Raw genomic sequence first — 15,961 nt, forward strand, 5'->3', positions numbered from 1 at the left:
GGCAATCGTGTCCGAATCTAGGGCTCATTCCGACAGCTTCATCATTGCCAAGGGCGTTTATGTCCGAATCAGGTTTTCATTCGGACAGTCTTGGTGAAATCATGAGCAATCATGTCCGAATCTAGGGCTCATTCCGACAGCTTCAAATTGCCAAGGGCTTTTATGTCCGATTCAAGATTCCATTCGGACAGCTTCGATGTTGTTAAGGGTAATCGTGTCCGAATCGGAATCCCTAGGGCGAAAACAGCTACTTCCGCTTTCTTTGGTTTGATTTCTTAATTTTCATTAACTTGGTTGGAGCTTGCTTTCGAATCCATTTTACGAAGCGGCTTAATTGATGATCTTCCCGCAGCTCCTTTAAAGTTGACAACCGCGAGGCGATTTCCTCATTGGTATAAAGTGCATGAACTTGCTTATGACAAGGAATGCAGAAATTGGCTGTTGCACCAAAAGTTCCTCCCATTTCCTTTGGGAGTAAATGATGTACTGTAATCTCAACCTCACTTCTTCCGCATAATTCACATGTCCCCACCGTCTTACCTTCTTTCAAAAATTTTTTCCACATTATGAAAACTAACAAAGAGGAACGATTGTCATTTCATAGACCACTATTTTACTATTCAGAAAGTTCAGTTTAACAACAAAGACAATGGAAGCTACCCCATTCACCAATAAAAACGAACCCCAGCGAGTTAAAGTATTAACGCACTGGGGGTCAGGCACTAGCTACTTAATCATCATTTAATTTGAAACTAATAAATTTTTGCTCCATCATTTCTTTCATCGCATATTTGATGCCTTCCCTACCGACACCGCTATCCTTCCAGCCGCCATAAGGCATGTTGTCAACCCGGAAGGTTGGAATATCATTGATAATGACCCCGCCTGTTTCTAAGCGCTGCGCAGCATAAAAAGCCTTTTCAACACTCGGTGTAAAGATGCCTGAATTCAATCCGTAACGGGAGTCATTCGCATCATTAATTGCTTCATCCAATGTATCAAATGGGAAAATACAAACGATCGGGCCAAATATTTCAGAACGAAATACTTTTGAATCACGGTTCACATTTGTTAAAACGGTTGGTGCCATGATATTTCCCTCCACCGTTCCGCCGCACTCAATTTTTGCCCCTTCCTTAACTGCTTCATCCAGCCAGCTCTGTAACCGCTCCAAAGATTTTTTCGAAATGACTGCCGTAATGTTTGTTTTTTCATCAAGTGGTGAACCGATCACAAGCTCTTTCGTTCTGCGAATAAATCGATCTAAATATTCTTGATAAAAGGATGAATGAACATAAATTCGCTGAATGGAGATACATACTTGACCATTATAGGAAAAAGACCCCATCACACTTCGTTCGACCACTTTGTCCAGGTCAACACCTTCATCAATGATCAACGGGGAATTTGACCCAAGCTCAAGCGTAAGTTTACGAAACCCTGCCTGCTGTTGAATAATATGACCGACCTCAACACTACCTGTAAAGGTCACCTTTTTTACATCAGGATGACTTGTTAAAACTTCACTTAACACTTCCCCTTTACCTGGAATAATGTTAAGTACCCCATCAGGCAGCCCGGCCTCTTGAAAAATCTCGGCGAGAACTAAGGAGCTTAACGGTGTTTGTTCAGCGGGCTTTAGGACAATCGAATTCCCTGCCGCGATGGCAGGACCGACTTTGTGCGCAACCAAATTAAAAGGAAAATTAAATGGAGTAATAGCTGTTACGACACCAATAGGGGTATGAATCGTAAAGCCAAAGCGATTTTCCCCTCCAATCGCCGCATCCATCGGTATTTGATCTCCATAATTATTCTTTGCTGCTTCTGCCGCAAATTGATAGGTCTGAACAGTACGGCTAATCTCCTCGCGGGCATTCCGAATCGATTTAGCCCCCTCAAGGGCAATGATCCTAGCATATTCCTCACTGCGTTCTTCCATGATGTCTGCGACTTTTGCTAAAATTTCTGCCCGGGCATGGGCCGGATAAGATTTGAATTTTTGAAACGCTTCATGTCCATTCGTTATCGCCAGCTCAGCATCAGCTGGTTCGGCTTGTCCAATTTGTGCTAACTCCTCATTGGTATGGGGATTATACAATGGTTCGTATGTCTTTGCTTCCTGCCACTTCCCACCAATCCATAATGGCCATTTTTTCTTCATCCTTCAGTTTCCTCCAGTCTTGTAACGAATCAATTCTATAATCGGCAAATGTAATCCCCAAGTGTTTTCGACAGCTTTACATTCTCTGAATAATCAACATCGACATCAATGAGTACAATTTCCTGACTTGCGATCGCTTTTTCCAAAGCCGGTAACAATTCATCAGAATGAGTTACTTTCACTCCTGTCACGCCGAAACTCTTTGCAAACTCCAAAAAGTCAGGATCTGTAAAGGTAATATCACTTGAGCGATTAAATTTATTCAACTGTTTCCATTCAATTAAACCGAATTTCGAATCATGGAAAATGACAACCACAAAGGCCAGTCCAAGGCGTTTGGCCGTTGCCAGTTCGACACCATTCATAAGAAAACCGCCATCACCAGTAACCGCAACGACCGGTTTTTCAGGATTGGCCAGTTTGGCCGCAATCGCACCAGGTACCGCAATCCCCATTGAAGCCCATCCGTTCGAGATAATGGTATGATTCGGCTTTTCCGGCTGATAAAGCCGGGCAATCCATAATTTATGCGCCCCAACATCCGAAATGATAATGGCTTCGCCTTTTTCAGCCTTCTTCAAATCGGCAATAATTCTTTGCGGTTTAACAGGACTTCCTGACAGCTCATCAGAGGCATGAAGTTTTTCAACTAGTTGAACTTTTAATTTTTCAACTCCTGGCCATAATTGTTTTTCTTCTACTAGTGGACTTAATGCTTCGAACCCCTCTTTTACATTTCCGACTAATTCTGCTTCCAACGGATAATAGGCGTCCACTTCAGCAGGAAGACTATCAATATGGATAATCGGGTTCATTGCCTCATCATTCCAATATTTTGGCAAATACTCAACAAAATCATAGCCGGCAGTAATAATCAGATCAGCTTGGTCAAATCCACAAAGCACATAATCTTTCGCCTGCATCCCTACTGTATAAAGGGTTAAGGGATGATTGGAAGGCAAAACACCTTTAGCCATAAACGTATTTACAACCGGAATATTCTTTGCTTCAGCAAATTCCCTTAACGCATCTGTTGCCCCATCGCGAATGACTCCGTTCCCCGCTAAAATGATTGGTTTTTTTGCACGATTAATGGCCATCGCAGCCTTTATGATTTCGCTTTTTGTCGGACTGGAAGCTGGATTTGGTGTGACTGGAAGCGGTTTACCCTCCGTTTCTTCCATGGCAATATCTTCGGGAAGTTCAATATGAACAGCACCAGGCTTTTCAAGGACAGCTTTTTTAAAAGCTTTCCGAACGATTTCAGGGATGGTATGGGCTACCCGGATTTGTTGATTCCATTTTGTTACTTTCTCAAACACACCAATAATGTCGACATATTGATGGGATTCCTTATGAATTCGTTCAAGACCAGCCTGACCCGTAATGGCGACAACTGGCGCATGATCAAGATAGGCGTCCCCGATCCCCGTTAGTAAATTGGTTGCACCTGGCCCAAGGGTTGCCAGACAAATTCCCGGTTTTCCTGTAAGTCTGCCATAAACATCAGCCATAAACGCTGCCGCTTGTTCATGATGAACAAGTATTAATTCAATATCAGAACCAATCAGGGAATCAACAAAATCAGTATTTTCCTCACCTGGAATGCCAAATATATACTTAACCCCTTCATTTTCTAAACATTTCACAAATAAATCCGAAGCCTTCAAGTTGCCTCCTCCAATCAATTGAACTGTGGTTTATGATATGGATAGTTTTTTCTTGGAAGGATGTATTTATGTAATGGTGGTCTTCAAGATTACAATGGATTAAATTCATCTTCCAAAGCTTTCTATACGGAACAACGAAAATTGATTTTTTAGTGGAATAAAAAAAACACTCACAAATGTTGATTTAACAACCTTTGTAAGTGTTTTGACGTCTTTATTATATACTCATTTGTTCTCACACTCGCACATGTGCTGAGTGTATGTGGCAAAACATGGGGTGCTGGTGAAGGATACCATTGCAAACTCTGCAATTGAAACTGGATACCAAGCAACCAGTTAGATAATATTTTCTTTCATCTTGGGCCGGTATTTATTCTATTTTCAAAAAGTCATTTGCATTGTAACATCTTGAATTATGTTCAGTTAATAATTTCGCCCTTGTTTTTAGCTAAATTTTCGTGCCATTCACGTCGCTCCAAAGTTGTCAGTTTCGCCCATTCTGTTACTTCACCAATTATTCTTAAAGGTTCTTTTGAACGATAAGAACGTGTTAAGTTACCAGGAAATTTTTTGTCAGTAACATTTGGGTCGTTTTCAAATTCACCTATTGGTTCTATTATATAAACTCGTTCTCTTCCTTCTCCTTTTGCTAAAGCTGCTGCAAGTCCTGCGCCATTGACATTAGCAGTGAAATAAATGTGGTTCATTTTAAGCCCAGGTTTGTAATTTGAATTTCCACCTGCTGTTAGTAAATCATCAACCTTCAAATCTGCCTTTGTACCATGGTAAAATGGTCCTATATCAGAAGGTGCACCCTTAGATGAATTTGACAATTCATAATTTCTTTTTGCATTCTCAGTATCACACAACTCCTCATAACATTTGGCAATCTTTAAATATAACGTTGAGTATGCACTCTTCACATTATCATCATTTATTTTTAGTGCACACTGTAGAGATGTTTCCATCCATTTTAATTTGTCTGTAATACTCTTTTGTTGACGAGCTAAATGATAAGCTGCAATAAATCTTTCATAGTCGTCTGTTGCTTCGTGCCATGCATTATGAAACACCTTGACTGCATCTTCAATATTTCCACTATCCTCCAATCCCATCCCACTCATACAGAGTTTAATAACGACGTTATTTGGATCAAATTTTATATTCATCTAATTACCTCCAAATTAATTGATTGTTATTATGAGTACACCCGGGAATTCAACTTCTCACTTTCATTAAAGGATCACATCGAATGTCAATCACAATTTCGTCATTTAAAGCGCCCGTTTGCTTTAAAAAATAAGCAAGCAATTTTGTTCTTATTGCTTAAATGCTTCTAATCTTTGAACTTGAACTCCTTTGTCATCAAAGTTCTCCTCTGCCAACCATTGAGTGAATGCTTGTTTATGTAAAGGCCATTCTTCTATTAGCATTGAAAACCAGCTGGTGTTTCGTGAGCGGTTTTTATAGATAATGGCATTTCTGAAGGTGCCTTCATACTGAAATCCTAAACGTTTTGCTGTTTGAATCGAGGGAGCATTTAGGGAATCACATTTCCATTCATAGCGCCGGTATTGGAGTTCTTCGAATACATACAGGGCTAATAAATAGTGTGCTTCGGTAGACATTCTAGTTCTTCTTAATGCATCAGAAAAATTAATACTTCCTACTTCGATCACCCCATTTGCCGGATCGATCCTCATTAAACTAAAGATCCCAAGGGGTTTGTTTGTCTCTTTATTTAACACGGCATAATAGATCTGTGTGCTGCTTTCTATTTTTTCTAGTAATGTCTGTTCAAACGCTTCATAGTCGTGAGGTGGTTCGTCGATTAAGTAGGTCCAATTACTAGGGTGAGAATTTTTATAGGCGTTATAGAGGTCTCTGGTATGTGAACGAGATAATCTAGTGACAATGGTATACTTTCCGACATAATACATATCTGAAGGGAATTTTCTTTTCTGCCAATTGGATAACTCCTCACCAATTGGCTGGTTGTATTTGTTTATTCTCTGATTCATTTCATCACCACATTTCATTATGCTTTTACCTAATATCTTCAACTTTTATATATTATTTTTTTGGCATTCTTGATAGTTTAATAAAAACGCCCAAACCAGCAAAGAAAAACCCTAAACAAAATAAACTTGCTGGACTGCCCCAAACGATATCTCCCATAATACGCCCCCTATAATTTATATAGACAGTATAATTTTACCATAAAGAGATGAAAGGCCTCTCAATATTTTTCCATTTTTCTATCAGAAATCATACGAATTAGTGTAAGATTTAAGCTACGAAAAAAATATGAAAAACCAAACCCCCAGCATGTAAGACGCCTTTACTCGATTGCTGTGGTAAGCCGAGGAGAACCGTCCCCTCGGCACCTAAAAATATATAAAATAAAAGCGCCAGTATAGGCGCTAAAAACAGGATTTTAGACAAATTTGCCGAATTTCTATTGAGGTTGGCATATGTCTATATTTATAGTGACATTAATCTTCTTTTTGCTTTAACAGCAGCTTGATCTGGTGTGCTGCCATGTTCGATTACGGCTTTTTTGCCCCTTCGAGCATACACCTTTATCCGGTGTCTCACTTGATAGACCCTAAAATAAATTCCATCTTCTTCATATGCAGAAACGGCTGCCATTGGACTCTTCATACATTCACAACCTTTCGGATTATACAGAGTAATTCTGCATTTTTATGAAAAATCCTTGTGAATGTTTTGTTACAATTTTTGTGTCGCAATCGAGCGTAGATTTATTAAATAAACATCTACTTCTGTCTTTGCCTTTTTATTGTGTTTGTTTGCTTTTTTTGTCCGGTTTCTAGGATTCTAACAGATATTAGACAATTTATAATAACATTTTCAAATATTTCTCGAAGTGAACTCCTTCTACACTAGGAACTTGCTCTTTAGAGGAATCCTGGATGGCCGCTGTCAGAAATGCCTCTGCAAGCTGTACAGATTTTTCCAGACTCTCCCCGCGCATCATGCTTCCCATAATCACAGATGCAAATAAATCACCCGTACCAGAATAGCTCATACCGTTATACTCCATCGCACGATAAAATGTATTGCTTCCGTCCAAATACATATTTCCGATATACTGCTTATCTGAATCTGCTGACGGTGGATTCATTCCAGTAATAATAACCTGAGCGCCAGATTCCTGCTGCAATATATTCCCTGCCTCTTCGACCGCTTTAATATAGTCACTTTCATTTGAATAGCGATGCAGCTTTTCATAAGACATGCCGGATAATAAACAGCACTCCGTAACATTCGGTGTAATCACATCAGCACGCTTCACCAGTTCCCTCATGAGTACCAGCAATTCATCGGTAAAAAGCTTATAAACTTCTCCTAAATCGCCCATTACCGGATCAACGAGTAAAAGGGTTTCCTTTGTTTGGAATTTCTCTAAAAAAAGAAAAATATTATGAATTTGCTCTTCACCCGTAACGAATCCTGTATGGATTCCATCAAAAGTAACCTCAAGCTTACTCCATTCCTCAATGAAATATTTCATTTTAGATGTAAAATCTTCACAATAAAAACTTGGATATCCGGTTTGCGCCGTCAATATGGCGGTTGGTAAAGGACATGCCTGTACGCCCATTACCGAAAGAACCGGAATCGCGGCTGTTAATGAACATTTTCCAAAAGATGATAAATCCTGTATTACAGCAACTTTTTTCATAATAACCCCCATAAAGCTGTCCGTCTTAAACTTTTTTCATCTTACCACAAATAAAGAATTTGGAAAATTCCTTTCTAACTGACCATATAGTTTTTTAATAAATTGACACTTTTATATATGCCAGTCATTTGCTAAAATCATAGAAAATTCAGTTAAGAAGGGTTAGAACTATGCAAACTACACAAACTTATTCAAAGCCAGGTTACAAAACGTTTGATTTAATTCTTACTGCTATGTTAATTGCACTTGTTTTCCTATCTACTTTCTTGAATATTAAACTGCCAATTGCTGCAAATGGAGGTTTAGTTCATCTAGGGACTGCAATGCTTTTTATCGCAGCTATTCTTTTTGGTCCTAAAAAGGCTGCTCTTGCTGGTGCGATCGGAATGGCATTATTTGATCTCGCTGGAGGCTGGGCGTTGTGGGCACCGATTACCTTTGTTTCGCGAGCTCTGCAGGGATTTATCGTTGGTAAAATTGCTTGGTCAAATGGCCGTAATGGCAATAGCTTTGCTTTCAATTTAATTGGAGCAATCGTTTCAATGCCAGTAATGATCGCTGTTTATTACATTGGTGAAGTTATACTATACGGTAATTGGGTTGCACCCGTAGCTTCGATACCTGGAGACGTCGTTCAAAATGTATTAGGAGTGATTGTTGCCCTTCCGGTTAGTGCTGCATTGAAAAAAGTTCCTTATTTTAATCGCTAAAATAAATACAAAAAGAAATGGATTTACCATTTCTTTCGAAAGCACTGGGGGTCAGGCACACTGGCCCCATTTTTATTTCTCACTTTCTTTTGAATTTTTTCACTAACCGCCCAGTGGAACCTATTGCAGAAATGAACCTGTTAGTTCAACAAGCAAGGTCATATCCTTCAATTGGTTATTTAATACCCATTGCTTCGGTTTTTCTTCTTCTCTAAAGCATTTAGCCCACTTAGTAGCCACTCTTCTCTATACCTCTCTACTGTATACCCTAACTCATCATCGTCATATCCAGGTTGAAATCCGCAGCAATGACAAATAAGACTTACATCTGGTTGCCCTTTTTCATTATATAAGGGACTAGGTAAACAGTCGTTACCACATACTGCACAAACAAAAAATTACTCTTTCCAAAAACATCTCCTAACCTTCATAAAAGGCTAATATGGGGGCATCTTTTTTAATATTTGTCCAAGAACTCAAATAAAACCTGAATAAATTGGTAGTACAAGCTATAAAGTGAGGTGATTACAATGCTCGATGGTCGAAATGAACCTGGTTGGGCGGATATGAGAAACAATCGAACTAATCGTTGTGATTGTGACTGTAATGGAGTTGGTCAACCGAATGAAGGTTGTTGCTCTGGTTCTAACCTAAGGCCTCCAGGGATCAGAAGAACAAGCACTCGTGGAGTTTACTTTGCAGATGCCGATTTAAGATGTAGTTCATTTTGTTATGGGTTTGACCGAGATACTATATATGAATGGAGTTTAATCCCCTTTACGGGAAATCCAAGAATCCTTGGAGATACTCGTAAAGTAGGGAATGACAGGGTGGAAGTCACTGGATCTGGAGAATTTGAATTAACTGTAAGAGTAACATTTAGGTGTAGATTTACGGATGGAAGAACGGAAGAAACATTTATAGTTGATTGTGTCAGAACAGCTACCAGAGAATTTAGTCAATGAGAAAAAAAGCAACATTATAATTCGGTCTCTCTTTCTTCAACGAAGGGTGCTTTAACACAATAATGAAAAAACTAAAGAGCCAAATATGCAAGTTTTTATTTCTTGCGTATTTGGCTCTTTTTTCAATGGACATAAACGGATCAGTTTAATACATACTCTTTTTGAGTTTACAGCAAACATTTACGAAAAAGCCCTCCTGAACAATATGATTAACTTTGTTGTTCGCATTAGAGATCATGACCGTGTCGCTGTAAATGTAAAGATTTGTTCATCCTCTGTTCATATAGGAGGTATATTCTAAGTTTGTAAAGAAGAGATTGGAGGAATGAATGATGAACCTTTCGTGGAAAGAAATGAAGAAAAATAAAGTAAGATTTTTGATATTAGGTTCAATTGTTTTTCTTGTTAGTTTACTAACTTTTATTATTTCTGGTTTGGCCAATGGATTATCACAAGACAATGCTGCATTAATTAAAGATTTACCACAAGGACAATTTTATATGACGAAAGATGCTGAGGAAACGTATAACCTGTCAAAAATAGACAGCAGTATCCAAAATAAAATATTAAACAAACAAAATGATGCTGTAGCATTTTCGATTCAAATGGGTTTTCTAAATGATCAAGATGATAAGCAACAAAGTGTTGCCTTTGTTACATCTACCGATTCAAAGTTATTTAAAAAGGTTAAACACGAAGAAATTATATTAGATAGCTCCTTAAAAGATAAAGGGATAAAAGTGGGAGATACCTTAACGAATAATCAATTTAGTGGCAAGTTTATTGTAAAAGGTTTTGTTGATCAAAAAAAATATAGTCATGTCCCTGTTGCTTATATCAATATGGAAGATTACAAACAAATATACAAGGTCAAAGAAATGCAATTAGTTTTCATCCCAGGAGGAGATTCTCCACAAGAATTCACTGGATTACAATCTTTCTCACAGAAAGATTTTCTCAATACGATTCCAAGTTATAACGCAGAACAAATGTCTTTAAATATGATTGTTTGGTTTTTAGTGATCATTAGTGGATTGTTATTTGCGATCTTCTTCTACATGATGAACGTTCAAAAGATTGGTTTATACGGTATTTTAAAAGCAATTGGTGTGAAAACAAGTGATTTATTCAAAATGATGTGGACACAGATGATTTTTATTACAGTCATTTCACTAGCTTTGTCTATTGCACTCAGTCAAGTCTTTAATATGATTGCACCTGAAGGAATGCCTTTTCATTTAACTTTTCAAACAACAGCTCAATTGTCTATCGTCTTTCTCGTGATCGGCTTTATTGGAGCTACACTCTCAGGAATACAAATAAAGAAAGTTGAACCATTACAAGCAATACAACAAGGAGAGGTTTAATATGACCATTTTTACGATTGATGAAGTTAGAAAAACATTTACAAATGGGGAAGTTAAAGAAGAAATATTAAAAGGAATTAATCTTTCTTTAAAAGAAGGTGAAGTAACAGCATTAGTCGGTGCATCGGGATCTGGTAAAAGCACCCTTCTTACAATTGCTGCAGGGCTTCAACCTGCCTCAAATGGACAAATCCTATTTGAAGGAAAAAATATGACGACAATGAGTGCAGAACAAATCCGAAAAGTACGAGCAAATAAATTTGGTTTTGTCTTTCAATTTGCACATCTTGTTCCTTTTCTAACAGTAGAAGAACAATTAATGCTCATGCTTGATGTTTCTGAATCCACATTAAGCAAACAAGCAAGAAAAGCAGAAGTTAATACCATACTGCAATTAGTTGGAATGGACCATCGAAAAAAAGCTTATCCCGCTTCCTTGTCAGGTGGGGAGAAACAACGGGTTGCCATTGCTCGTGCAATGATTCATAAACCTAAAGTTCTCTTCGCAGACGAACCAACTGCAAGTCTAGATTCAAAAAGATCAAAAGATATTATGATATTAATTAGAGATTTAACCAAAACGTTAAATATTACTACTTTAATGGTTACGCATGACGAAGAAATGCTTTCTTACGCGGATCATATCATTAAAATGAGCGATGGTCTAATTTTAAAGAACGAAGATTAAATCCTTGAGCATCAGGGAAAGAATTGAAGTTAATATTTAGTAAACAGCCTGCCGCATTGCGTCGGGCTATTTTTTTATATACCAGTTATAAAATCAGTTAAAAAGCGACTACTCACGATGAGCAATCGCTACTTTTTAAGTAAATAACAAATGAGCAGAAAAAATTACTGTCGTTACTGTGATGATACTAAATACTGTAGACATTAAAACTGCTTGTGCAGCATATTCAGGATGATTTCCATATTCAAGGGCAAACAGCGAACTATTTCTTGAAGTTGGAAAAGAGCTCGCTATAAGCAATGACTGTGCTGTGGTACCGTCCAACTTTAATAGTAAAATAATAAAGATCGCCATACATGGTGAAAGAATGAGCCGTCCAACAAGGCTTAGCACTAAAGGCAACGAAAGGCTTGTTATTTTTAGGAAAGCACTTTGTGCACCTAGAGTAATCAGTGCGATCGCTATAAACGCGTTAGAAGTATTTTTAATTGGGGTCCATACGAATTCTGGAAGTTTTATAGAAACTGCATGGAGAACAAAACCAAACAAAAAAGCATAGATGACAGGATTTTTCAAAAACGTTTTGATCGCCTGGAATTTTGCCTTATCAACAGAAACAGAATTAAATAACCCATACGTATACGTTAGGAGATTTTGAAAAATCATCACCACGACTTGTATCGATAGACCAAGAGGATTATGCTGAAAAACGACCTGACTGACAGGTAAACCAAAGTTCCCCGAATTACTTAATACCACACTGTTTTTAAAGGTAGATGAAAGACCACTCTCAAATTTTGCCACTTTAGAGATTCCTGTACTGATGATCATTAGGCAAAGATTTTGTATAACAAGGAAACTAAGAATATGCAGAAGCGTTTCTCCTTTAATATTACTTTCATAAACATTGGCAAAACTCACAGCAGGCATGGCCTTTAAAGAGTAAATCTTTAATATGATTATGACTACCAAGGAGATTTCAAAAACATAAAAATGACAAAGAACCCATCCTCTAATAATAGGCTCTTCCGACATTGCTTTCATTTCCATATTATTTACTTACGTATTAATGCTTTTCACATGAAGAAATATCCAATAAATACTTATAATGTATTATGGTTGTATTAATAATTAAATAACAAAAATATAAAAAACTTGGGAGTAACTTTTAACATATTTATTTATAGAAATGCCATTATTAAATAGTTCTACATATAACTAATTAAGTTAAAAACAATGAAACCTAATCCTGTCGAAAGACCTAATAAAATAATGGAAAGCCATTTTATTGAATTATTATGATTTTTAATACCATAAATAAGCAGTCCCAAAGAAATAATAAAAAGCAATACTATAAAAAGGGAAATTCCCATACAAATCCTCCTAATCAAGTTCTGATAAAATAATTTGTTTAATATTATTTTTATTCACGACAAATTTTAATATTATTTTATTTTCTTTATCTACATAGGAAAGAGTATTTCCTATTTCCTCTGATTTTTTAGTATAATCTTGACCATATACATTTTCTATTTTTGTTTTAGAATCTATAGGGCTAATTCCTTTATTTGTTGAAGTGAGTTTGTTTTCAGTAACTACAGCCACAATTTTCGAGTCTCTTGTTGCTATAAATAGACCTTTATACTTTAAAACCTGTTCGTACTCGACATTAAGAAGGATGGCCATGCCTGGATCGTTAATTTCAGGTCCGTAATGTTCATCAATCTTTTTTTTCATGGATTTTGTTAAGTAATCGCCTATTTTTAAATCTAAAATTGATGTGCCTGCTAAATCTGTACTTTTCACATAAGTATAAGAGTGGAAATAGAAAAAGCTACCTATGCCAAGGAGTATAGTAAATAGGCAAATAAACATAATTTTTATTGAAGTAAAATAATAGAGTAACCAAAGTATTAAAATAAAAAAAATAAGACTGAGTAAAAATAGCAATTGGCTTTCCTCCAAAGTTAAAAAGATGGGGTGCCGTAACCCTTAAACTTATTTGACTCATTACCTGGTTTGAGTTTCTTTATAATAAACTCAGTAGATGAATTTGGATATTGTTCCTTTAGTCTAGCTATCATTCCTGTTAAAATTGCTGCTGAAAAAGATGTACCTTCCAAAAATTTATCTTCAACTTTTATCGAGGTACCTGGCAACACAAAATCTAATTCGTTTCCATAATTAGAATAGTCCCATCTTTCACCATCAGTATCTATAGCCCCTACACTAATAACAAAGGGAGAATTTGCAGGAAAATCTAGACTGTTTTTACCCTTATTCCCAGCAGCAGCAACCAAAACGATATTTTTATTTTTTGCTTCTAATAAGATTGATTCAACTTTATCTATTTTTTTATTAAAGCCTAGACTCATATTAATAATATCTACTTTAAGCTCAATTGCACTAATTAAACCTTTAATAAAATCATATTCCTTTATAGAACCGCTAGGAGAAGCAACTGGGATACAATATAACTGTACCTTTGGTGAAATCTTTTTAATAAGAAGTGAGACTTGATCACCATGTAGTATTTTCCTAGATTTTACCTCTTCCTCCATATTTAAGCAACCCTTTGTGTTAGTGTTGGTATCTAGAATTGCAACTTTAATTCCTTCTCCGCCATAATTATTGTTCTTTAAATTTATATAAGTTAGTTCCCATTCTTCCTGTTTAAAAAAGTCCTGCTTCTTCGTTTTTTGGGGAACTTCCTGTACAAATTCGGTCTTACCAAAACTAAAGTATAAATACCCCATTCCGGCTAATAAACTAGAAAAGAATATACAGATAATAATTCTTTGCTTCATTTTTTCTCTACTTCAACTGGGTAACGACTCTTTAAAAAATTGATCAATTCTATTTTCTCTTTATATAGTTTTTTAGTAGCATAATAATCTAATATTGCTTCTTTGTTCTGCTTGAAGTTTTTATTTGTTTCTTTCACGACTTTATCTATTATAATTATCGCATGTGAAGAACCATTACTATCTGTATAATCATGTGAATGTATAAATTCTCCAGCATTTAAACCTTGTAAAGTAGCAAATGCACTATTTGACTCATCAATAATAACACTCTGAAAATCTACTCCTAGCTGCGATTTTATTTCTTGCAATGTTACTCCACTAGCGAGTTTATTTCCGATTTCATCCAATTTCGAATGATCATGGTCTTTATATACCTTTACATAATATTTAGCAGGCAAAACAATATTTTTTTCATTTTCCCAAAACTTCTCTAATTCTGTTTGGGTGATTGTGTATTTTTTATATAACTGTAAAGTATGATAGAACAATTCGAGTTCCTTTTTTTTCTCATTCCTTATTTTATTATCATCATCTTTTAAATTATTGACCAACTTGTAGTATTTTATCGCTTTTTGTTCTTCTTCCTTATTTAATGGTCCGTATCCCAATCTTTTAATTTCCTGTTTTATTAAATCATCACTAACCATTTTATTAAGAGCTGTATCTCTATACATTTCATTCAAAACCTTATCCAGTTCTTTCTCACTTATTTTTTTTTCTCCAATTTTGGCCACTACCTTCTGTTCAGTTGAATAGTCTTTGAGAACAATGAAAAATAGAATAGTAAAAAGGGCTATAAATAATATGTACATACTTTGCTTGAAATATTTCATGTTTGTAAAACTCCTATACAATGAGATATTTAAAAGAGAGAATTTAGCGTTTGTCTAAATTCTCTCTTTTTTTAATTAAGAAGAAGGACTAAAGAAGCCAGTGTGCTTATGATATTTTCTAGAATGTCCTACTCTGGAAAGAACAGAACAACGTCCTTTATTTGTGTCCCTATAATTGGAACAATACCTTTTACTTGCTTCACCATAATCCGATAGACAATAGGTATACCAGAATAAAGCAACATCACAATCACTTTGAACAAAGTTTCTTGATGCTAAATAAGGATGGTCGAATTTATCATAATAAACTCCATCACCTAGGTAACCATTAAACCGATTACAATGCACGGTTTGTCCACGAGAATAAGATGTACCATGCGATACATTTCCTACATTCTCTGCGCCATCCACATTTGCATCTTGAGATGACGGAGCTACTTCTTCACCAGCCTGGGTATCAGTAGCAGTTTCTACATCTTTCCCCATTTCTGCAATGATTTCATCCAAATAAATATCTTGAGTAATATTTGCAGTTTTGTCGCTGCCAACTTCAACAACATAAGTACTTTCTTCCTGTGGAGAAGTATTAACTGTAAGCTCAAGTTCCGTAGAATCTTGACTTTGATCAAGTGGAACCTGAATTTCTCCGTTACTGTCTGTAACATATGTCTGATCCTCTACTTGAACTTCAACAGCTTCTTGATGAACTTGTTTGACAAAATAGTCTCCCTCTGTTACCCATCCTGCGGCTTCATACATAGATTTTAATTCTTCAAGTTCCTCAGGTGTTGCATCTTCGTCTGGTACTTCTAAATACAGATTTTGTTTGATTTGAACATCAGCTGTTGTATCTGTTGTAGTTTCTTCAGCCGATGCCAGTGTTGAAAAAGATAAACTATTTAGTAAAAAAATTAATAGGACAAATATCTTTTTCATTTCTCCACCCCCTAATATATGCCAGAATGACTATAATTTTACCCTATTGGATAAAACTACTAAAATAGTTCTTTGGTACCATTTTGGTAGTTTTTTATAAAATTTTGTCTAA

The 15,961-nt window shown here is 36.2% G+C and carries 16 protein-coding genes; 4 read left to right on the plus strand and 12 right to left on the minus strand.

The annotated features are described in order from the left end of the window. Positions 1-247 precede the first annotated feature (247 nt). The 7 genes from M028_RS0127485 to M028_RS0127520 form a co-directional block, all read right to left on the minus strand. Positions 248-565 carry a restriction endonuclease gene (locus M028_RS0127485; protein WP_051591284.1) on the minus strand — a complete coding sequence of 106 codons (318 nt, stop codon included), beginning with the start codon at positions 563-565 and terminating at the stop codon, positions 248-250. A 165-nt stretch (positions 566-730) separates the two neighbouring features. Further along, positions 731-2,164 (minus strand): aldehyde dehydrogenase family protein, encoded by a 1,434-nt coding sequence (locus tag M028_RS0127490; protein ID WP_026576718.1) that lies wholly within the window; start codon positions 2,162-2,164, stop codon positions 731-733. A 35-nt stretch (positions 2,165-2,199) separates the two neighbouring features. Next, on the minus strand, positions 2,200-3,834 hold the full coding sequence (locus M028_RS0127495; protein WP_026576719.1) for an acetolactate synthase large subunit: 1,635 nt from the start codon (positions 3,832-3,834) through the stop codon (positions 2,200-2,202). A 419-nt stretch (positions 3,835-4,253) separates the two neighbouring features. Then, on the minus strand, positions 4,254-5,003 hold the full coding sequence (gene arr, locus M028_RS0127500) for an NAD(+)--rifampin ADP-ribosyltransferase (RefSeq protein ID WP_026576720.1): 750 nt from the start codon (positions 5,001-5,003) through the stop codon (positions 4,254-4,256). A 150-nt stretch (positions 5,004-5,153) separates the two neighbouring features. Next, positions 5,154-5,855, minus strand: a complete 702-nt coding sequence (locus M028_RS0127505) for a GNAT family N-acetyltransferase (protein ID WP_035424945.1) — start codon at positions 5,853-5,855, stop codon at positions 5,154-5,156. Between the two features lie 463 nt (positions 5,856-6,318). Further along, positions 6,319-6,498, minus strand: coding sequence for a hypothetical protein (locus M028_RS0127515; RefSeq protein WP_026576722.1), 180 nt, complete (start codon positions 6,496-6,498; stop codon positions 6,319-6,321). Positions 6,499-6,694: 196 nt separating this feature from the next. After that, positions 6,695-7,543 (minus strand): pyridoxamine kinase, encoded by an 849-nt coding sequence (locus M028_RS0127520; protein WP_026576723.1) that lies wholly within the window; start codon positions 7,541-7,543, stop codon positions 6,695-6,697. 170 nt (positions 7,544-7,713) lie between these two features. Here M028_RS0127520 and M028_RS0127525 point away from each other — a divergent pair, with 170 nt between their 5' ends. The 4 genes from M028_RS0127525 to M028_RS0127545 all read left to right on the plus strand — a co-directional run bounded on the left by M028_RS0127525 (position 7,714) and on the right by M028_RS0127545 (position 11,273). Then, positions 7,714-8,253, plus strand: coding sequence for an ECF transporter S component (locus M028_RS0127525; RefSeq protein ID WP_026576724.1), 540 nt, complete (start codon positions 7,714-7,716; stop codon positions 8,251-8,253). 530 nt (positions 8,254-8,783) lie between these two features. Continuing rightward, entirely contained in the window at positions 8,784-9,218 is a 435-nt protein-coding gene (locus M028_RS0127535; protein ID WP_026576725.1) for a hypothetical protein, read from the plus strand. A gap of 332 nt (positions 9,219-9,550) precedes the next feature. Next, complete coding sequence (locus M028_RS0127540; protein ID WP_026576726.1) at positions 9,551-10,585, plus strand: ABC transporter permease; 1,035 nt, start codon at positions 9,551-9,553, stop codon at positions 10,583-10,585. Position 10,586: 1 nt separating this feature from the next. Next, positions 10,587-11,273, plus strand: a complete 687-nt coding sequence (locus M028_RS0127545) for an ABC transporter ATP-binding protein (RefSeq protein ID WP_026576727.1) — start codon at positions 10,587-10,589, stop codon at positions 11,271-11,273. Positions 11,274-11,408: 135 nt separating this feature from the next. Here the strand turns inward: M028_RS0127545 and M028_RS31195 are convergent, their stop codons facing one another. The 5 genes from M028_RS31195 to M028_RS0127575 all read right to left on the minus strand — a co-directional run bounded on the left by M028_RS31195 (position 11,409) and on the right by M028_RS0127575 (position 15,849). Then, entirely contained in the window at positions 11,409-12,308 is a 900-nt protein-coding gene (locus M028_RS31195) for an AEC family transporter (protein WP_081810912.1), read from the minus strand. 348 nt (positions 12,309-12,656) lie between these two features. Continuing rightward, positions 12,657-13,223 (minus strand): hypothetical protein, encoded by a 567-nt coding sequence (locus M028_RS0127560; RefSeq protein ID WP_026576728.1) that lies wholly within the window; start codon positions 13,221-13,223, stop codon positions 12,657-12,659. 17 nt (positions 13,224-13,240) lie between these two features. Further along, complete coding sequence (locus tag M028_RS0127565; RefSeq protein WP_026576729.1) at positions 13,241-14,080, minus strand: S8 family peptidase; 840 nt, start codon at positions 14,078-14,080, stop codon at positions 13,241-13,243. Continuing rightward, complete coding sequence (locus M028_RS0127570; protein WP_026576730.1) at positions 14,077-14,913, minus strand: hypothetical protein; 837 nt, start codon at positions 14,911-14,913, stop codon at positions 14,077-14,079. The genes M028_RS0127565 and M028_RS0127570 overlap by 4 nt, the downstream gene beginning before the upstream one ends. Positions 14,914-14,988: 75 nt before the next feature. Further along, positions 14,989-15,849, minus strand: a complete 861-nt coding sequence (locus M028_RS0127575) for a hypothetical protein (RefSeq protein WP_026576731.1) — start codon at positions 15,847-15,849, stop codon at positions 14,989-14,991. Positions 15,850-15,961: the final 112 nt, after the last annotated feature.

The organism is Bacillus sp. UNC438CL73TsuS30, assembly GCF_000482325.1.
GTDB lineage: Bacteria > Bacillota > Bacilli > Bacillales > Cytobacillaceae > Neobacillus.